This is a genomic window from Mycobacterium mantenii, from assembly GCF_001667865.1.
Lineage (GTDB): Bacteria > Actinomycetota > Actinomycetes > Mycobacteriales > Mycobacteriaceae > Mycobacterium > Mycobacterium mantenii_A.
The window spans coordinates 182,410-201,321 of the sequence record NZ_LZJP01000032.1; the positions used below are offsets into that span (position 1 = coordinate 182,410).

Here is an 18,912-nt window from a genome sequence, read left to right on the forward strand (position 1 = left end):
CGCGGGCGTACCATCACGCCATGAGCCGAATCGGAACATTTGCTGACGACGACCTGGCCGGCTGGTTTGCGAAGTCTCCGGACATCGGCGGCGCGCTGGGCGGCTTCAGCCAGGCGGTCTACACCAAGAACCGGCTGCCACTACGCACTCGCGAACTGGCCCGCGCCGTGATCGCCCACCGCAACGAATGCGTCGTCTGCGTCAACACCCGCGATGAGGACGGGCCCGCCGCGGGCGTCGACGAGGAGTTGTACGAGCACGTCCACGAGTGGCGCACCTGGCCCGGCTACAGCGAGCAGGAGCGGCTGGCCGCCGAGTTCGCCGACCGCTTCGCCACCGCGCACACCGCCTTGCGCGACGACGAAGACTTCTGGAGCCGGTGCGCCGAACACTTCTCCGACGAGTTGCTCGCCGACCTGGCGCTATCCTGCGCGCTGTGGGTGGGCATGGGTCGAGTGCTGCGGACCCTCGACATCGGCCAGGCCTGCAAGCTGACCATCCCCAGCCGCGGCTAGCCTCCCGCTCGGTGAAGATTCGCTTCGGCGTCGGGCTGGGTGCCGACACCGCGCCGGATCAACTGGCCGCCATCGTCGATCACCTCGAGGCCAACGGTGCGGACTCGCTGTGGTTTTCCGAACTCGTGTATTCCCCGGCGGTCGATCCGGTGGTCGGCATGGCGTATGCGCTCGCACGCACGACCCGCTTGAAGGTGGGCACGTCGGTGGCCGTGCTTCCCGGGCGGCATCCGGTGCTGGTGGCAAAACAGTTGGCGTCCTTGGCGGCCGTCGCGCCCAAGCGGGTCCTGCCCGTCTTCGGCCTGCGCTCGGCGATACCGGCCGAGCGCGAGCTGTTCGTGGTCCCCGACGGCGAGCGCGCGGCGGTGTTCGACGAGTCGCTGCGGCTGCTGCGCGCGGCGCTGATCGAGGAGTCGGCATCGTTCACCGGTCGATACTTCAGCGTCAACGACGTGGCCGTCGCCCCCAGACCGGCACCGCCCCTGGACATCTGGGTGGGCGGTTCGGCGCCGGCGGCGTTTCGACGCATCGGCGCGCTGGGCGACGGCTGGCTGGGTAGCTTCCTCACCCCGGCGGAGGCGCGGGCCGGGCGCCAAGCGATCGAGCGGGCCGCCGCGCAGGCCGGCCGCAGCATCGAGCCCGACCACTTCGGCATCTCGTTGGCCGTGCTGGACGGGGCCGAGGGGGAGTTGCCCGCCGAGTTGGCCGCAGCGGTACGGCGGCGCCGCCCCGACCGTGACCCCGGCGAGCTGATCGCCGCCGGGTGGGATCAGCTGCACCGACAACTCGACGCCTACATCGACGCGGGATTGACGAAATTCGTCATCCGGCCGGTGGGTCAAGCGCCGGTGGATGGCTTCCTCGACCGGTTCGTCACCGAGCTCGTCGCCCGGCAGAACTGACCGGTGCCGGTGATGCCGTTTGCCGCACCGGCGCAGCTCGAGCCTGCAGAATGGCTGCCATGACCGGCACACCGCTTGCCGCCGCGGCGATTGCCCAGCTGGAGGCCGAGGGCGTCGACACGGTCATCGGCACCGTCGTCAATCCCGCCGGGCTCACGCTGGCCAAGACCGTTCCGATCCGGCGGACCAACACGTTCGCGGATCCCGGCCTGGGGGCCAGCCCGTCCTGGCATGCGTTCGCCATCGACCAGACCGGCATCGCCTTCACCCCGGATGTGGGCGTAGTGGGGGATCAACGTCTTCGTATCGATCTGTCCGCGTTGCGCATCGTCGGTGACGGTCTGGCGTGGGCGCCCGCCTCGTTTTTCGACCAGGACGGCACGCCGGTTCCCGCCTGTGGCCGGGGAACGTTGGGTCGCATCGAGGACGCGCTCACCGAAGCCGGCATCGAGGCTTCGATCGGGCACGAAATCGAATTCCTGTTGGTCGGTCCCGACGGCGGGAGGTTGCCGTCGACGTTGTGGGCACAGTACGGCCTGGCCGGCGTGCTGGAGCACGAAGCTTTCGTGCGCGACGTGATCGGGTCGGCGACGACGGCCGGCATCGCGATCGAACAGTTCCACCCCGAGTATGGCGCCAATCAGTTCGAAATCTCGCTGTCACCGCAGCCCCCGGTGGCCGCGGCCGATCAGCTGATCCTGATGCGGCTCGTCATCGGCCGCGCGGCGCGCCGCTACGGGCTGCGGATCAGCCTGTCGCCCGCGCCCTTCGCCGACGGCGTGGGATCCGGTGCTCACCAACACTTTTCGCTGACGACACCGGAAGGTCCCCTATTCTCCGACGGCGCCGGAGCCCGGGGCATGACGGCGGCGGGGGAGAGCGCGATCGCGGGCGTGGTTCGCGGTCTCCCGGAAGCCCAAGGCGTACTGTGCGGGTCGATCGTCTCCGGCTTGCGGATGCGGCCCGGCAACTGGGCCGGCGCCTATGCGTGCTGGGGCACCGAAAATCGCGAGGCTGCGGTGCGTTTCATCGCCGGCGGCCCCGGGAGTCCGCGCGGCGGCAACGTCGAGGTGAAAATCGTCGATCCGTCGGCGAACCCCTACCTGGCCACGGCGGCCATCCTCGGCCTGGCCCTGGACGGAATCAAATGCCAGGCGGCGCTGCCGCCGGAGATCACGAGCGACCCGGCGGCGCTGTCCGATTCCGACCGTGAGCGCGACGGCATCGTGCCCCTGACCGACGACCAGGCCGAAGCGATTGCGGCACTTGATGGTTCAGAGACGATGCGCCGCATCCTGGGCGATCCGGCGGTCGACATGGTGGTCGCGGTTCGTCGCCTGGAACAGGAGCGCTACGGCGAGCTGGACCCCGGCGACCTGGCGGACAAATTCCGCATGGCCTGGAGCCTGTGACGGCGCTCTATGGTCTCCGATGCCCGCGATCTGGCCCACCACATCGGCGAAGTGGTGCTGATCGATCAGCATGTCCACGGCTGCTGGTCGGCGCCCGGGGACCGGCAGCGATTCGAGAACGCGCTCAACGAGGCCAACAGCGAACACATCACCCATTCGGGTTTCGACTCACAACTCGGGTTCGCGGTGCGCGCGCATTGCGCCCCCGTGCTGGGGCTGCCGAAACACGCCGATCCGCAGGTCTACTGGGAGCGTCGCCGCCAATTCGGCGAGGACGACCTGGCCCGGCTGTTCTTGACGGCCGCCGGGGTGAGCGACTGGCTGGTGGACACCGGGATCGGCGGCACTGGTGTCACCGGCGTCGCGGAGATGGCTCGGCTGTCCGGCGACCGGGTGCACGAGGTCGTTCGCCTCGAGGAGGTGGCCGAGCAGGCCGCGCAATTGCCGGGGGACTATGCGACGACGTTCGGGGAGTTGCTGCGCCGGCGCGCGGTCGGCGCGGTCGGCACCAAATCGATTCTGGCCTACCGGGGCGGGTTCGACGGCGACCTGAGCGAACCGTCGACGACGGAGGTCGCCGAAGCGGCGGCCCGTTGGCGTGAGCGCGGCGGCACGCGGTTGCAGGACAGGGTCCTGTTGCGGTTCGGGTTGCACCAGGCGCTGCGGCTGGGCAAACCGCTGCAATTCCACGTCGGGTTCGGCGACCGTGACTGTGATCTGCACAAAGCCAATCCGCTTCTCCTGCTTGACTTTCTGCGGGGTACAGCGGACGTCCCGATCGTGCTGTTGCACTGTTATCCCTATGAGCGCGAGGCGGGTTATCTTGCCCAGGCGTTCAACAACGTCTACGTCGACGGCGGATTGAGCGTCAACCACTTGGGGGCGCGGTCACCGGCGTTCCTTGCCCGATTGCTGGAGATGGCGCCCTTTTCCAAGATCCTCTATTCGTCGGACGGCTTCGGTCCGGCGGAATTGCACTTCCTCGGGACGGTCTTGTGGCGCAGGGGCGTCGATCGGGTGCTGCGCGAATTCGTGGACCGCGACGACTGGAGCGAGCCAGACGCCATGCGGGTGGTCGACCTGATCGCCCGCGAGAACGCCGCCCGCATCTACGACCTCGGGTGAACTCACCGTCCGAAGAATTTCACGATTTCGCATGTAGTTACTCGGTCGGGCGCCTAAGCTTCGATCGACGAATCGGGCAACGTCACCGAATAGATGGGAAAGGGAGGTTTGGGCAGGTGTCGTCCCGTGCTGCGTTGTTCGCCGCAGCCGTCGTCATCGCCGGCGCCGCCATGGCGCCATCGGCCTACGCGTCACCCAGTGGCGGTCGCTACACCGCCAGTTCTGGTGACTGCGTGCCATATCCGCAGCATTTGTAGCTAAGGCTTATCGCGGTCTGTGCCGAGGAATCGCCGAAATGGTCTATGAGGGGTGATCATGCCGGCGTTCCACGGCACCGCCCATCGAACGCCTGCCATTGCCGATCAGGGCACTCCGCCCTCCCGCGAAAGCCCTGTCAGACCAGCGCTGAGGCGTCGAACACCCAGCTCACATCGCCGGTCGCCAACCCCTCGAAGTGATTCGGGGGAGCGAAGGCAACCAGGCTGTTCATGTCCCAATAGTCCTTCCAGACCGTGATCTTGCCGTTGACGACTTTGTGGACCGTCACGAACCGCAGCACCCCCTGCTCGCCCGTGGCGAATGTCCATGTCTCGGAGTGCTCGTAGAGCACATCGGAGCCGTTGGACACCAGCACGCCGGGGTGGTTCTCGTAGCCGGCCAACTGTTCGAGACCCATCTTCAGGCGTTTGACGACGTCCTCAGGACCGCGCGCCGACAAGGCCGGAACGGGCATGTCGACATAGAGGCAGTCATCGGACAGGAAGGTCTTGATCGCTTCCCAATCCCTCCGCGAAAGGGCCTGCCACAACCCACGTACGACGTCGTCGACCGCAATCATAGATACCTCTGTCATAGCGGCAAATAAACCCCGTTGCCGCTCAGGTGTCAATAAGTTGGGCAAGACTCGCGCACGTTGGCGCTAGCTTTCGACGGCTGCCATCGACCGGGCGGGCCCCAGGGTCACCGGCAAGGACGACCATCCCCGCAGCACCCGGGTTTCGCGCCTGCTTCCCGCGCCCGCCGCGCGGACCTCGGGGAAGCGATCGAAAAACGTGCGCAGTCCGACCTCGCCCTCGGCACGGGCAAGGGCCGCACCCAGGCAGAAGTGCCGACCACCGGAGAACGCGAGATGCCTTCCGGCGTTTTCTCTTTCGATGTCGAAGCGGTGCGGGTCACCGAACACGGCCGGATCCCGGTTCGCGGCGGCCAGATACACCAGCACCAAGTCGCCACGCTGCACCCGCCGGCCGGCGAGCTCGACATCGTTGAGCGCTAGCCGCGCGGTCAGCTGCACCGGCGATTCCAGCCGCAGGATCTCTTCGACGGCGTTGGGCCACAACTCGGGACGTCGCCGCAACGTGTCGAGGTGCCGGGGCGCGTCCAGCAGCATGCGAATCCCATTGCCGAGAAGATTAACGGTGGTCTCGAACCCGGCGGCCAGCACCAGCCCGGCGATCGCCTGAAGCTCCTTCTCGTTGAGATACGTTTCGGCAGAGCCACTTTCGGCGGTCTGAATGATCTGGCTCATCAAATTGTCGCTGGGGTCCAGGCGCAACCGCTGCAAATGCTCACCAAGCCAGGAGCTGAAGCCGGCGATCCCGTCCTGCACGCTGCGGTATTGCCGCCACGGCAATCCGATATCCAGGCTCGGTGCGGCCAGTTCACCGAATTCCAGGACACGGCGCCGTTCCGATTCGGGCACACCAAGGATGTCGCTGATGATCGAGACCGGAAGTTGGGAGCAATAGCGCCCAACGATGTCCACGACACCCGATTCGCCGGCCAGCCGATCCAACAGCTCAACCGCGGTCTGTTCGACGCGATCTCGCAGCGCGGCCACCGCCCTGGGGGTGAACACCGCCGACACCGTCTTGCGGTAGCGGGTGTGGTCCGGCGGCTCGACGGCCAATAACGACGGAGCACGCAACGGATGCAGCAGGTCGTCGCGGGTCCGGCGTTCCAGCCAGCGCAACGGCGCCGGCAGATTCGATCCGAAGACCAGCACCCGGAAATCGTCGGACCGCAGCAGCTCATGGGCGAGCGCGTGGTCCGCCGTCAGGTATGCGACCCGGCCTTTGACCAGCCTGCCCTGGGCGCGGACTTCGTCGTAATAGCCCACCGGGTCGGCGGCCACCGCCGGATCGGCGATCAGCCTGGCCTGGACCTCACCTCGCCGGACTCCGAGTGCCGCGGCGCCGCGGATGAAGCCATGCATCGCGAACCAGTGCAATCGCTCCTTCACCGGCCCCTCCCTCGCTCAGGTGTCGTGTCGAGCCTAGGCCCCGACCACCTGCAGAGTCAGCACTCGGCGACGATCTTGAAGTCGGTGGTCACCACTTTGTTGGGGTTGCTGCTGTTGATGCCGTACGCGCTGCCCGTGATCGTGTACGCGTCGTTGGTGAGATCGACGTGCGCGTCGCCGACCCCGCCCTGCCAGAAGCTGCCGGTGAATCCGTCGACATTGCGAATCTTCACCCACTGCGGCATCACCCGGTAACCGCTGAGGAGCACCACGGCTTCGACCTCGCCGTCGCGGTCCGGGACGTTGATGGTCCGATACATCTGGTCCTGCCGGCACGCCGGGGGACGGGTCGTATGCGTGGTGCCGTCGATGGTCAGACGGGCGGCCCGACGAGGAGTCGTCTGCGCCGCGCTGCACCCCGCGACGCTGACGACAACCGCCGCCAAGACCAAAACGACTGTGAGCAACCGATTTTGCACCAGCCGACCTCCTTACTGCCGCTTCGGCGCTAGCGCGGGTAGGGACTTGACGATGCTGCGTCGCACGAATTCCGGACTCAGCCCTTTGAACAGATCAATCAAGCGAATGCTCTTGGGCACATACCAATGCAACCGCTTCTGATTGTGGTAGGCCTGCCACGCGGTCTCGGCCACGCTGCTTGCCGGCATCAACCGGAACAACCCCTTCTTGGGTGCGGTGGCCCGCAGCTGCTCAGGCGTCATGGGCGCGCGGCCGTCGTCGGAGTGATTGGTCGTCGTCGTGAGGATGGCGGTGTCGATCAGACCAGGCAGCACGTCGGCGACGCGCACACCGTGCCGCTGCCACTCCACGCTCAGCGCCTCGGTCAGACCTTTGACCGCGTGCTTGGTCGAGGAGTAGACGGCCAGGCGGGGCATGCCATACGTCCCGGACGACGATGACGTCGAGAACATCAGGCTGCCCGGGGCTTTCTTGAGATAGGGCAGCGAAGCGTATGCGCCGGTCAGTACCGCTTTGAAGTTCACGTCGACGACGCGCATCGCGGCGTCATAGGGCACGTCCTCGAACCAGCCGGATTCGCCGATGCCGGCGTTGTTCCACATCATGTCGAGTCCGCCACCGCTGTTGCCCGCGCAGAAATCGTCCAGCGCGCCGTCCAGCTCCGCCTTGTCCGTCACGTCGACGGCGCGGGTCCACAGCCGATCGGCACCGAGTTCTTCGCTCAGCGTCGCCAAGCCGTCCGGGTTGCGATCAACCGCCCCCACCCGCCAACCCTTGGCGTGGAACAGCTTTGCTCCCTCGCGGCCCATGCCGCTGCCCGCACCGGTGATGAAGACGGATTTCACGAGCGTCAGCCCGCCTCGACCACGTCTTTGATGCGGTTCAGCGTCTTGGTCATGTCCCGGATGTTGCGGCGCTTGCGCAGAAAGCCGCCGAACAACCAGTAGACGCCGAGCCATGGCGCGGGGTTGAGCCGGAACGACTCGGTGACGTCGGTCCCGCCGCCGCTGGGCGCCAGGCGGTAATGCCAGTTGTTGACCGCCCGGTCACCGAGCAGCACGGTAAAGCCGAATTCGCGGCCCGGTTCGCACGCGGTGACCTTGCACGTCGTCCAATACACGGGACCCATCTCGTTGCGCCGGACATGACCGCGGAATTTCGCACCGAGAGCCGGGCCGGTCGCGTCGCCAAGCCACTCGGCTTCAAAAACTTCAGGGGAAAACTTTCCGGTGTTGCGGACGTCTGCGATCAGATCCCAGATCTTGGCCGCAGGCGCCGCCATATGAACAGTCGCCGAACCTTCCATGGGCTGATCCAAACACAGCCGGGCGCCGGGTCATAGACCGCAGGTGCGTTTCATCAGCGCGGGACGGCCGCCTGGATGAGCCCGTTGATGATCTCCTTGATGCCCTGCGCCGGGTGCGAGTACCAACCGATCGGAAGGCCCGATTGCGCCCCGCACTTCGGCCAGGCCTCCACGCCCTGTTCGGCGAAAACCCGGTTGGCCACGGCGATTTGCTGCTCCCTGGATGCTGCCGCGGGGTTGCCGACACCACCGTAGCGGGCCCACGTGGCCGGTTTGAATTGCAGCCCACCGTATTCGCCGTTCCCGGTGTTGGCGTGCCAGTTGCCACCGGATTCGCACTGGGCGATCGCGTCCCAGTTGGGAGCGACGTCTGCGCTCACCACACCTGCGGACGAAGCCATCGACGCTGCAACGAACCCGCCGACCACTACGGACTTGACGAGAAGCTTGCAGAGATATTTCATGTCCAGCATTTCGGCTCGCGTAGCCAAAGCGTTACCTATTCGAAAATGGCGCGAGATATGCCATCTATCTGCGGAAATCGCCTTATTGGCAAGCCGAATGAGACGGTTAGAAATTGATGAGGAAAAATTAAATTATCGCTGGCAATATGACTGCGTCGCCGATGACAGGGCCTGTTGGTACAGGTTGTCGAGCTGACGCCACTGGATGACGCTGCCCGTCGCGGACTCGAGCTGCGCGGCACATTCCGGCGAGTGCAACAGGTCCCAGTCGGCCGAGATCTGAGTCAGCATCGTCTGGTTGAGGGCGTCGATCGCTGATCGGGACGCCGACAGGTCCGGCGAGTCCGCCGGGGCGCTTGCCCGGTTCAGCTTCCAGCCCGCGAATCGGCTGTATTCGACCGCTTCGGTGGCAGCGATCTGGTCACCGAAAACCCGGGTGACGTAGTCGCGGTCGATGTGTTCGGCGACGGCGTCGTCGCCCAGCCTGGTCAGCTCTTGCTGGACGCGGGCCGGGTCTTCGATGGCGCCGTGCGTGTTCCACTTGTAAGCGGCGACCGGCTCGGCGATCTGCAGCCGCTGCGCGGCCGCGTCGACCAAGGGGGTCAACGGGCTCGCGGTGTCGGCTCGAGCCGGCGCCACGAACAACGCCAGGCTGCCGATCACGACACCGCAGTGCACGGCCACGGCTGGGCGGGGTAGGTGGACCTTTCGGTGCATGGCGACGATTCTGGCGTGATTGTGGCCCACGTCGGGCGAAACCCCCCGGGCTATCGGCCCCTTAACGCACTACTGCGCCTGACGGAGTCGTCAGGCGCAGCAGTGACCGCGAGCGGTTGAGGGGTTATCCGCCGCCGCCCGGGGAAGCACCCAGTGTGCCCTGCAGGTCGGGCTTCATGGCGTTGAGCTGGGCTCCCCAGTACTCCCAGCTGTGTGTTCCGTTGGCGTTGAAGTTCCACACCGCGTTGTGGCCGCCGGCCGCGTTGTAGGCGTCCTGGAACTTCAGGTTGCTGCTGCGCACGAAGTTCTCCAGGAATTCGGCCGGCATGTTGGCCCCACCGAGCTCGGAGGGCGTGCCGTTACCGCAGTACACCCAGAGCCGGGTGTTGTTACCAACCAGCTTCGGGATCTGGATGGTCGGGTCGTTGCGCGCCCACGCCGGGTCGCTCGACGGCCCCCACATGTCGTTGGCCTTGTAACCACCCGCGTCGCCCATGGCCAGACCGATCAGGCTCGGCCCCATGCCCTGGGACGGGTCCATCAGGGCCGACAGCGAACCGGCGTAGATGAACTGGCCCGGGTGGTAGGCGGCCAGGATCAGGGCGGAGGAACCGGCCATCGAGATGCCGACCGCCGCGCTTCCGTTGGGCTTGACGCTCTTGTTGGACTGCAGGTACTGCGGCAGCTCGCTGGTCAGGAAGGTCTCCCACTTGTAGGTCGAGCAGCCGGCCTTGCCGCAGGCCTGGTTGTACCAGTCGCTGTAGAAGCTGGATTGCCCACCGACCGGCATGACGATCGACAGGCCCGACTGGTAGTACCACTCGAACGCCGGGGTGTTGATGTCCCAGCCGTTGTAGTCGTCCTGGGCCCGCAGACCGTCCAGCAGATACACCGCGGGAGAACCGTTGCCGCCGCTCTGGAACTGGACCTTGATGTTGCGGCCCATGCCCGCGGACGGCACCTGCAGGTACTCGACGGGCAGGCCCGGACGCGAAAATGCATTCGCGGTTGGCGCGCCTCCGGCAAGACCGATCAGGCCCGGCAGTGTGGCTGCCGCCGCTGTGCCGACCAAAAGCCGGCGCCCCCAGGCCCGGACCTTCTCGCTCAGATCTGTCATACCTGCCCCTTGTCGATGTGGTCAGTGTGATCGTGGTCTCACAGGAATTTACCGTGTGAGTCCGGCAAATGTCGATTGGGACGCGAACGCGTCTCGGTTTGGCATCGCTTTTGACTTTGTGAATTCGCCACGCGGCACAACCAGGCGGCGACAGGGCCGGCTTACCCGTTGCACGACAGCCCAACCCCTCGGACGGGAAAAAGCCAGGCAGCAGGGCCTTTCAGACGCGCTGGGCGCCGAGGGCCCGCGATGGGCCGCGTTGAAGAAGCCGTCCAAAAAAGAGGTCCGTACCGGATTCGGCGAGATCGCCACCGGCAAGGCGCGTGTCGCGTGTTTGACCGTTTGGCGGCGTGATCGCCGCCCCGCGACACCGGCAATTATTTTCGGGGCCGATTAACAATGTCGGTTTTGTTGCCCAAGAGCCGGCGCCCAAATCGGTCCCCGCCGTGGGCGGCGTCGGTCGCCACCGCGACCGGCACCGGGCCGGGCTGAACTGGCGAACGCGCCGCCAGCTGGCCGCGGTTTCCCCGCGCCGCCCTTCTCATCTGGCTATTCCAGGGTGATGCGTGACCGGGGCAGCCGGACTTGCACCGAGCGCGTAGGCTCTCTCGGAGCAAGCCGATGAAGACCACGCTATCCCGGGTCTGTTCCGGCTCTCACGAATCACCGCACCTGCGGCTTCACGGTGCGCGTCGGTGCGGCTGAGGGTGTCGGAGGCGCGGGACCGATTGGGGCATAGATTTGGACACGGTTCTTGGCCTATCCGTGACACCGACCACCGTTGGTTGGGTCCTCGCTGAAGGACACGGCGCGGACGGCACCATCCTGGATCACCAGGAGCTGGCGCTGCGCGCAGGCCACGGCGTGCGCGCCGTGAGTACCGCCGAGCAAGTAGTAGACGAGGTATTGCGGGTCGACACGACGGCGGCTGCGAGCGATCAGCGTCTGCGCGTCATCGGAGTCACCTGGAACGACGGGGCATCCGCACAGGCTGCGCTGGTGCTGGAGGCGTTGACCGACGCGGGATTCGACAACGTCGTGCCGGTCCGGTTTCTGGAGGCCGTCGAGACGTTGGCTCAGGCCATCGCGCCCGTCATCGGTTACGAGCAGACCGCGGTCTGCATTCTCGACCATGACTGGACGACCGTCGTCATGGTCGACACGCACGACGGGGAGACCCAGACGGCGACCAAGCACGTGCGGGGCGGCTTCGACGGTCTCACCCGCTGGCTCACCGGTATGTTCGAGCGCAACGGATGGCAGCCGGGCGGAGTTGTCGTGGTCGGCGGACACAGCGATATCGACGGCCTCTCCTGGGAGCTCGAAAAGACTTTGCCGGTGCCGGTTTTCGTGCAATCGATGGCTCAGGTGACCATCGCGCGTGGTGCGGCGCTGTCCGCGGCTCGCAGCACCGAATTCACCGACGAGCAGCTGGTGGAGCACATCAGCCAACCCATTCCGGCACCCACTCAGAAGCGCCAGTTGTCCTACGCCGGAGCCGTGACCGCGTTGGCGGCCGGTGCCATCACCTTCGTCGGCTCGGTATCGCTCGCGGTGGGCATCCACGTCGGTCCGGCCAGCGCGCATGCCGCGCCGAAGCACGCCACGCGCCCGCCGGCGCCCCAGATCGCCGAGGCGGCGGTCGCGGCCGTCGCGCCGGTTCCGGCGGCCCCCCAGATCAAGCCGTCTGCCCCGCAGGCCAAACAGCCCGCCGGGGAACCGGTTTCGGAGCCGAGCGCTCCGGAGGAGCAACCGGCCGCAGGTGGCGAACGGCAGTCGGACGGCGATGGCCGACAGACCTACCTGACCCGGGTACTGGAGCACATCCCGGGTGACACCGGCGATCCGGCCGTTGATTCAGCCCCGCGGACTGCGACTGACCCGCAGCCCTGATTTGTGCTCAGTTGCCCTTTGGGTGGACCGCGGAAAAAGACAATGACACGTCGTCGGTGACTTGGACCGAGCCCATCAGTAACGAATAGGGTTTGATGCCGTAATCGGATTGGCGGACGGTGGATTCAACGGACATCCGCCATGAGTCTCCGAGATCCTCTGTGTGCAAGTCGATTACGTGGTTGTGCGACGCTCCCCGGATCTCCAGCGTGCCGGTCAGGCGGTATCCGCCCTCGGCCTTCTCGATGGCGTCTGCGGTGTAACGAATCTCGGGGAACCGGCTGGCATCCAATGACTTCAGGGCGTTGGAACGCGCCAGTGTTTTCTCGGTCCCGGACAGCCCTTTGACACCGCCGTCACCGCGCAGCACTTCCAACGAATCGGTCTCGACCGCAAGCTCTGCGCTGACCGGTTGGGAGTCGGCCCACCTGACCGTGGCGCGCCAGCGTGTCATCGCGATGGTGAGACGATGGCCCATCCGTGCCGCCCTGCCGGTAACACCGGTGCGCAGCAACAATTCACCGTCGGCCGGACCGATCGTCCACAGCGAACCCTTGTCGGAAGTCACGGATCACCCTGTGTCACATGGTCAAAACGGTGCGGTAATGTGCCCGTCCCTCTTCCAGCGCCGCATAGCCTTCAGCGGCTTGCGACAGCGGTATCTCCTCGATCCACGCCCGCACACCGGACAAGACCGCGAAATGCATTGTGTCCTCGACATCCTTCGCAGTCCCGGAGGGATGGCCGACGATGCTGATGCCCGGCGTTATCAGTTGTAAAGGGCTGATCGGCAACGGCTCGGGCGTGACCCCGATGGTGACCAATTCGCCTTGGGGGAGGATGCCGCCGACCGTGGCGGCCATGGCCTTCGAGTTGCCCGCGGTGGCCAGGACGACCGCCGCGCCACCCAAGGCCTGCAACGCTTCTGCCGGGTCGTTGGCTGTGGAGTCGATGTAATGGTGGGCTCCCAATTTCCGGGCATCGTCGGCTTTGCCGGTACCGCGGTTGATGGCGATGGTCTCAAAGCCCATTGCCCGGGCGAACTGCACCCCGAGGTGACCGAGGCCGCCGACACCGAGGATCGCCACCCGATCGCCGGGCACCGCCTTGGTGTGCCGCAAGGCGTTGTAGGTGGTCACCCCCGCGCAGCCCATCGGGGCGGCTTCGGCGTCGGAAAGCTCGGCCGGTATGCGAGCCAGCGCGCTGACCGGCACGGTGACCGACTCCGCGTATCCGCCGGGATACTGCCAACTGGGCACCTTGCCGTTCTCGCAGTGAATGAACAGGCCCTTGCGGCACTGGTCGCAGCGGTAGCAGCATCCGCCGAACCATCCGACCGCTACGCGATCGCCGATTGCGAAATCCTGCACTCCGTCCCCGATTTCGGCGATCGTGCCGGCGATTTCGTGTCCCGGGGTCAGTGGCCATGACATGCCGGGGAATCCGCCGGTGACGAAGTGTGCGTCAGTGCCACAGATGCCGCACGCGGCGACCGTCAGTCGTACCTCATCTCGACCCGGTGGGGTGGTTTCGGTGTCGACCAGCTCCAAAGCTGCACCTGCGGACGGGACATGGACGGCGCGATGAGTGGGCATGTCCCTAGCTTGTCACCCCTGTGCCTGATGCGCGACAGGACATCCCTGGGCACCGTCGGTGTGATAGTCGACCTGCCAGTGCTTGATTCCGTTGAGCCAGCCCGACCGGAGCCGTTCGGGCTTGCTGACCGATTCCAGATCGGGCATGGCGTCGGCGATCGCATTGAACATCAGGTCGATGGTCATCCGCGCCAGGTTGGCTCCGATGCAGTAGTGTGCGCCGGTGCCACCAAACCCCACGTGGGGGTTGGGATCACGCAGGATGTTGAAGGTAAACGGGTCGTCGAACACGTCCTCGTCGAAATTGGCTGAGCGGTAGACCATTACGACGCGCTGGCCCTTTTTGATTTGAACGCCGGACAGTTCGTAGTCCACCAGGGCCGTCCGCTGGAACGAGGTGACCGGGGTGGCCCACCGGACGATCTCGTCGGCCGTGGTGACAGGACGCTCCCGCTTGTACAGCTCCCACTGATCGGGGAACTCGGTGAAGGCCATCATGCCCTGCGTGATGGAGTTGCGGGTCGTCTCGTTGCCGGCCACGGCCAACAGGATGACAAAGAATCCGAATTCGTCGTCGGAGAGCTTGTGCCCGTCGACGTCGGCCTCGATCAACTTGGTGACGATGTCTTCCCCGGGATTCTGCGCCCGGTCGGCGGCCATCTGCATGGCGTAGGTGATCAGTTCGACCGAGGCGCCCATCGCGTCGTTGCGCGCGAATTCGGGATCCTGGTCGCCCACCATTTCGTTCGACCAGTGGAAGAGCTTCATGCGGTCTTCCTGGGGCACACCCAGCAATCCGGCGATGGCCTGCAACGGAAGTTCGCAGGACACCTGCTGGACGAAGTCGCCGGAGCCCTCGGCCGCCGCGGCCGCGACGATCTGCCGGGCGCGCTCGTTCAGGTCGTCACGCAACCGCTCGACGGCGCGCGGGGTGAAACCGCGGGAAATGATCTTGCGCAGGTGGGTGTGCTGCGGGGCGTCCATGTTGAGCAGCACGAACTTGCCCGTCTCGCGCTGCTCGGCAACCGTGCCCTCTTTGTAGCGGGGCAGGGCAGTGTTCTCCAGGCTGGAGAACACGTCGCTGCGCCGCGAAATCTCTTTGACGTCCTTGTGCTTGGACACCACCCAGAAACCACCGTCGTCGAATCCGCCCACCCCGTTCGGCTGTTCGTTCCACCAGATCGGCGCGGTCCGGCGCAGCTCGGCCAGCTCTTCCACCGGGAGTCGTTGGGCGTGGATGTCCGGATCGGTGAAGTCGAATCCGGGAGGCAGATTGGGGACCGACTTAGCGGTTGGCTCGACGGTTGGCTCGACGGTTGGCATGGCCCGCTCCTCGATGACGAAGTGGTCTAGTCGTCCTTGTGCAAGGAAACCACTGCTGCACCTTGGTTGGGAAGCATTGACGCAAGATCGCCGGATGCGAATTGGAACGTGTTCCTCACCGGGGGTTTTTCACCGCGCAGTGGGTCTGCGCCGGCGATCGTGACCGCCGGGCGGAACGGTCTTGTGGCTGACGGTCCGACCGATATGCTTTGGTGCAGGTCACCGGCGACGACAGGCGGGGTAGCACATGATTCGGGAACTGCTCAGCGCCGCTTCGATAGCGGGCATCACGATCGGCCTGGCGCCGTGCGCGTCGGCCGGCTACGACGGCGACGTACCGGGAATGAACTATCAGGCTTCGCTGGGCGCGCCGTGCGATAACTACGAAAGCTTCATCTTCGGACGGGGGCCAAGCGGTCAGGCCGAGGCCTGTCATTTCCCGCCGCCCAACCAGTTCCCGGCGGCGACCACCGGCTACTGGGTGATGTCGTATCCGCTGTATGGGGTCCAGCAGGCCGGCGCGAAATGCCCCGGCCCGCAGTCCGCCGCACAGTCGGACCGCGGACTGCCGATGCTCTGCCTGGGGGCGCAAGGCTGGCAAGAAGGCTGGTTCACCGGCGCAGGGTTCTTCCCGCCCTCGGGATGACGACTCGGCATAACGACTCGGCATAACGACAATGCGCGAACACCGGCAGGCCCAGAATCCGATTCCACGATGGTTGCGCTTCGTGCTGGCCTCCGATCGCGCCGGGTCGGCCTGGTACATCGGAACCGGGTTTTTCTTTGCGCCGGTGCTCGCCGTGCTCTCGCCGTGGCACGCGGTCACCGCCGTGCTGTGGGGCGCCATCGCCCTGGCCGGGCTGTGGCTGGGACTGCTGGGCATCGCGATGGCCATCGGGCTGGCACGAATAATGCGCTCCGGGGCCGAGATTCCCGAAGACTACTGGCGCTCCCTGGTCAACTACTGACCCTCTAGAGTCGTAGCCGAGTTCTTATTCAGGTCCCGCAAACGTTAGGAGACTCCGATGGCGGTCAACCCCAAAGACGCCGTGGACGCAGTCAAGGACATCGCGACCAACGCCGTCGAAAAGGCTTCGGACATCGTCGAACACGCCAGCGACATCATCCGCGGCGACCTCAAGGGCGGGGTCAGCGGGATCGTCGAGAATTCGATCGACATCGGCACCTACGCGGTGGACCGGACCAAGGAAGTGTTCACCGGCCGCGACGAAGTCGACGACGTCTAGGGCGCGGACGCCTCCGCGTTAAACGGAGGCAGCCTCGTTGAGCTCGTCCAGCCGATTGGTGGCTTCCAGGTACTCCTGCACCCAGCGCTCGATGACCGTTGACGTCTTCTCCACCTTGGTGAACTGTCCGACCACCTGACCGACCGGGTTGAACGCCACGTCGACGGATTCGTTCGGGTACCTGTTGGTGGCCCGCACGGCCATCCCGGACACCATGTACTGCAACGGCATTCCGAGCGGCTTCGGGTTGTCGGGGGCCTCCCATGCCTCGGTCCAGTCGTTGCGCAGCATCCGGGCCGGCTTGCCGGTGAACGAGCGGCTGCGGACGGTGTCGCGGCTGCCGGCCTTGACGTAGGCCTCCTGCTGGACCGGGGTGTTCGAGGACTCCTCGACCATCAACCACTGCGATCCGGTCCAGGCGCCCTGCGCGCCGAGCGCCAGTGCGGCCGCGATCTGCTCACCACTGCCGATGCCGCCGGCGGCGAGCACCGGAACGGGGGCGACCTCCTTGACGACCTGTGGCCACAACACGATCGAGCCCACCTCGCCGCAGTGCCCGCCGGCCTCGCCACCCTGGGCGATGATGATGTCGACGCCCGCGTCGGCGTGCTTGCGCGCCTGCGAGGGGGAGCCACACAGCGCCGCCACCTTGAGTCCGGCCTCGTGAATGTGCTTGATCATCTCGGCCGGCGGGGTGCCCAGCGCGTTGGCGATCATCTTCACCTTCGGGTGCTTGAGCGCCACCTCGACCTGCGGCGTGGCCGTCGCCTCGGTCCAACCGAGGAGCTGCAGGGTGTCGCCGTCGCTGTCCTCGACCGGCACACCGTGGTCGGCGAGGATCTTCTTGCCGAAGTCGAGGTGCTCCTGGGGCACCATCTTGCGCAGCGTCTCGGCCAGCTCCTCCGCCGACAGGTGCGAGTCCATGCCCTCGTACTTGTTCGGGATGACGATGTCGACGCCGTAGGGGTGGTCGCCGATGTTCTCGTCAATCCACTTCAGTTCGATCTCCAGCTGCTCGGGCGTGAAGCCGACCGCTCCGAGCACGCCGAACCCCCCGGCCTTGCTGACCGCCACGACCACGTCGCGGCAGTGGGTAAAGGCGAAAATCGGGAACTCGATCCCGAGTTCGTCGCAGATAGGGGTGTGCATTACAACTCCTGGGAGCTCGCCGAATTGGAACGTGTTCTAGTTTAGTACGTAGCTCACTGACGTGGCCACCCGGTCCTGACCTGCGCGTTATGACTACGGCCCGTCGTGCGAGTCAGATCGCGGTGCTGTTCATCACCCACAGGATGAGAAATACGAGCATGCAGGCGGCGCACAGCAGATGGTCGCGGCAGATCGATCGCGCCAGGCGCGTCTGCTCGGATGGGCTGTCCGTGCGGCGCCCGAGTTGTACCGCATCGGGAACGGTGTGCGTCAACGCCAGCATGGTCGGGATGCCGGCAATCGGGGCCGAGGTCACCAGCAGCCAGCCGGGGTCGTGTCCGCGCGCGGCCTGCAGCACAAGCGTTCCCAGCAACGTGAACATGACGAGCGCGATCAGGCGGTTCATCGGCCGCGATGTGGTGGTCGCTCGGTGGTAGTAGCCCGCGATGGACGCGAGCACAGCCTCGGGCAGTTCGCTCGTGGCCTTTCGGTGGCGAAAGACTTGGATGTCGAAGATCAAGTCCATCCACAAAACGGCGAACAAGAATCCGCCGCAGGCCATGAGCAACGAGGCCATGGCACTCACCCACCTCTGGTCCATCCCGGGCGGCCGTGCCGCAGCGCGCCGCCGCTTGTACTCATTGTTCTCGGTGACGCAAGAGGGGTCCCGGCGCCGGCGCGCACCGGCCCGACATGCGGACCGAAATCACTTGTGCCACTTTTGTTTCAGTTGTTTCAGCTCCGTGATTTTTGTCGGTGGGTAGACATATCATTCGAACGTGAGTTCGAGCAGCCGCGAAGAGATCGATGCGGTGTTCGATGCCCTCGACGCCGACATGGACCGGGTCTGCGCGTTGTCGTTCGATGCATTGACCACCCCCGAGCGGTTGCGGAAATTAGAGCGCCTCGAAACGCTGGCGCGTCGCCTTCAAGTGCCAAGGCATCAATTGATCAATCAGGTTGGTGAGCAGGCGGATTCGGCTGAGTTGGGTGGCAAGTTGTCGTGGGTGTTGGCTGATCGGTTGCATATCAGCCGGGCCGAGGCGGGCCGGCGTATTGCTGAGGCGGCCGAGTTGGGGCCGCGGCGGGCGCTTTCGGGTGAGCCGTTGGGGCCGGTGTTGCCGGCGACGGCGGCGGCCCAGCGTGACGGGGCGATCGGGGCCGATCATGTGGCGGTGATCCGGCGGTTTTTCCACCAGCTGCCCGAGTCGGTCGACGTCGAGACCTGTGTGCGCGCCGAACAGCATCTGGCGGTCAAGGCCGGGGAGTTTGGGCCCGAGCAGTTCGCCAAGCTGGCCCGGCGCCTGATGGACTGCCTTGATCCTGACGGCAGCTACACCGACCAGGACCGGGCGCGGGTGCGCGGGCTGGTGCTGGGCAACCAGCAGGCCGACGGCATGTCACGTGTGAGTGGATGGCTGACAC

Annotated in this window: 22 protein-coding genes; 9 read left to right on the forward strand and 13 right to left on the reverse strand. The window is 65.8% G+C overall.

What is annotated here, in order from left to right:
• Positions 1 to 20: 20 nt before the first annotated feature.
• From A5688_RS05785 to A5688_RS05800, 4 genes are read left to right on the forward strand one after another with little or no spacing between them, the layout of a single operon-like run.
• Positions 21 to 515, forward strand: a complete 495-nt coding sequence (locus A5688_RS05785; protein ID WP_067834978.1) for a carboxymuconolactone decarboxylase family protein — start codon at positions 21 to 23, stop codon at positions 513 to 515.
• Between the two features lie 11 nt (positions 516 to 526).
• Positions 527 to 1,417, forward strand: coding sequence for a TIGR03854 family LLM class F420-dependent oxidoreductase (locus A5688_RS05790; RefSeq protein WP_067913508.1), 891 nt, complete (start codon positions 527 to 529; stop codon positions 1,415 to 1,417).
• A 59-nt stretch (positions 1,418 to 1,476) separates the two neighbouring features.
• Complete coding sequence (locus A5688_RS05795) at positions 1,477 to 2,829, forward strand: glutamine synthetase family protein (protein ID WP_067913571.1); 1,353 nt, start codon at positions 1,477 to 1,479, stop codon at positions 2,827 to 2,829.
• 9 nt (positions 2,830 to 2,838) lie between these two features.
• Complete coding sequence (locus A5688_RS05800) at positions 2,839 to 3,954, forward strand: amidohydrolase family protein (protein ID WP_067913511.1); 1,116 nt, start codon at positions 2,839 to 2,841, stop codon at positions 3,952 to 3,954.
• Positions 3,955 to 4,348: 394 nt separating this feature from the next.
• Here A5688_RS05800 and A5688_RS05805 read toward each other — a convergent pair whose 3' ends face one another.
• The 8 genes from A5688_RS05805 to ag85B form a co-directional block, all read right to left on the reverse strand.
• Positions 4,349 to 4,792 (reverse strand): nuclear transport factor 2 family protein, encoded by a 444-nt coding sequence (locus A5688_RS05805; RefSeq protein ID WP_067913514.1) that lies wholly within the window; start codon positions 4,790 to 4,792, stop codon positions 4,349 to 4,351.
• Between the two features lie 81 nt (positions 4,793 to 4,873).
• Positions 4,874 to 6,196 (reverse strand): cytochrome P450, encoded by a 1,323-nt coding sequence (locus A5688_RS05810; protein WP_067913517.1) that lies wholly within the window; start codon positions 6,194 to 6,196, stop codon positions 4,874 to 4,876.
• A gap of 56 nt (positions 6,197 to 6,252) precedes the next feature.
• On the reverse strand, positions 6,253 to 6,675 hold the full coding sequence (locus A5688_RS05815; RefSeq protein ID WP_067913520.1) for a lipoprotein LpqH: 423 nt from the start codon (positions 6,673 to 6,675) through the stop codon (positions 6,253 to 6,255).
• Between the two features lie 12 nt (positions 6,676 to 6,687).
• Positions 6,688 to 7,521: an SDR family oxidoreductase gene (locus A5688_RS05820; RefSeq protein ID WP_067834799.1), complete on the reverse strand. Its 834-nt coding sequence runs from the start codon at positions 7,519 to 7,521 to the stop codon at positions 6,688 to 6,690.
• A 5-nt stretch (positions 7,522 to 7,526) separates the two neighbouring features.
• Entirely contained in the window at positions 7,527 to 8,000 is a 474-nt protein-coding gene (locus tag A5688_RS05825) for an SRPBCC family protein (RefSeq protein ID WP_207546608.1), read from the reverse strand.
• A 35-nt stretch (positions 8,001 to 8,035) separates the two neighbouring features.
• A complete protein-coding gene (gene rpfC, locus A5688_RS05830; RefSeq protein WP_242660364.1) occupies positions 8,036 to 8,455 on the reverse strand; it encodes a resuscitation-promoting factor RpfC in 420 nt (139 codons plus the stop codon).
• Positions 8,456 to 8,578: 123 nt separating this feature from the next.
• Positions 8,579 to 9,172 (reverse strand): chorismate mutase, encoded by a 594-nt coding sequence (locus A5688_RS05835; RefSeq protein ID WP_431602685.1) that lies wholly within the window; start codon positions 9,170 to 9,172, stop codon positions 8,579 to 8,581.
• 115 nt (positions 9,173 to 9,287) lie between these two features.
• Positions 9,288 to 10,280 (reverse strand): diacylglycerol acyltransferase/mycolyltransferase Ag85B, encoded by a 993-nt coding sequence (gene ag85B / locus A5688_RS05840; RefSeq protein ID WP_067834793.1) that lies wholly within the window; start codon positions 10,278 to 10,280, stop codon positions 9,288 to 9,290.
• A gap of 741 nt (positions 10,281 to 11,021) precedes the next feature.
• On the opposite strand from ag85B, the gene A5688_RS05845 reads away from it, so the two are divergent.
• Positions 11,022 to 12,173, forward strand: coding sequence for a DUF7159 family protein (locus A5688_RS05845; protein ID WP_067913530.1), 1,152 nt, complete (start codon positions 11,022 to 11,024; stop codon positions 12,171 to 12,173).
• 7 nt (positions 12,174 to 12,180) lie between these two features.
• On the opposite strand, the gene A5688_RS05850 is transcribed toward A5688_RS05845, so the two are convergent.
• From A5688_RS05850 to A5688_RS05860, 3 genes are read right to left on the reverse strand one after another with little or no spacing between them, the layout of a single operon-like run.
• The gene (locus A5688_RS05850; protein ID WP_067913533.1) at positions 12,181 to 12,741 is read right to left on the reverse strand and encodes a YceI family protein; all 561 of its coding nucleotides are present in this window, start codon (positions 12,739 to 12,741) and stop codon (positions 12,181 to 12,183) included.
• Positions 12,742 to 12,754: 13 nt separating this feature from the next.
• A complete protein-coding gene (locus A5688_RS05855) occupies positions 12,755 to 13,768 on the reverse strand; it encodes an alcohol dehydrogenase (RefSeq protein ID WP_067834788.1) in 1,014 nt (337 codons plus the stop codon).
• Between the two features lie 12 nt (positions 13,769 to 13,780).
• A complete protein-coding gene (locus tag A5688_RS05860; protein WP_067913535.1) occupies positions 13,781 to 15,091 on the reverse strand; it encodes a cytochrome P450 in 1,311 nt (436 codons plus the stop codon).
• A 247-nt stretch (positions 15,092 to 15,338) separates the two neighbouring features.
• On the opposite strand from A5688_RS05860, the gene A5688_RS05865 reads away from it, so the two are divergent.
• Genes A5688_RS05865 through A5688_RS05875 form a run of 3 tightly spaced genes read left to right on the forward strand, consistent with a single transcriptional unit; the run spans position 15,339 to position 16,338 of the window.
• Positions 15,339 to 15,737 (forward strand): hypothetical protein, encoded by a 399-nt coding sequence (locus tag A5688_RS05865; protein WP_067834784.1) that lies wholly within the window; start codon positions 15,339 to 15,341, stop codon positions 15,735 to 15,737.
• Between the two features lie 31 nt (positions 15,738 to 15,768).
• Positions 15,769 to 16,059: a hypothetical protein gene (locus tag A5688_RS05870; protein ID WP_067834782.1), complete on the forward strand. Its 291-nt coding sequence runs from the start codon at positions 15,769 to 15,771 to the stop codon at positions 16,057 to 16,059.
• Positions 16,060 to 16,116: 57 nt separating this feature from the next.
• Positions 16,117 to 16,338 (forward strand): hypothetical protein, encoded by a 222-nt coding sequence (locus tag A5688_RS05875; protein ID WP_067834780.1) that lies wholly within the window; start codon positions 16,117 to 16,119, stop codon positions 16,336 to 16,338.
• 18 nt (positions 16,339 to 16,356) lie between these two features.
• Here the strand turns inward: A5688_RS05875 and A5688_RS05880 are convergent, their stop codons facing one another.
• On the reverse strand, positions 16,357 to 17,487 hold the full coding sequence (locus A5688_RS05880; protein WP_067834778.1) for a nitronate monooxygenase: 1,131 nt from the start codon (positions 17,485 to 17,487) through the stop codon (positions 16,357 to 16,359).
• A 112-nt stretch (positions 17,488 to 17,599) separates the two neighbouring features.
• Entirely contained in the window at positions 17,600 to 18,064 is a 465-nt protein-coding gene (locus A5688_RS05885; RefSeq protein WP_067834776.1) for a hypothetical protein, read from the reverse strand.
• Between the two features lie 202 nt (positions 18,065 to 18,266).
• On the opposite strand from A5688_RS05885, the gene A5688_RS05890 reads away from it, so the two are divergent.
• On the forward strand, positions 18,267 to 18,912 hold a 646-nt coding region (locus A5688_RS05890; protein ID WP_120312478.1), incomplete at its 3' end, for a DUF222 domain-containing protein.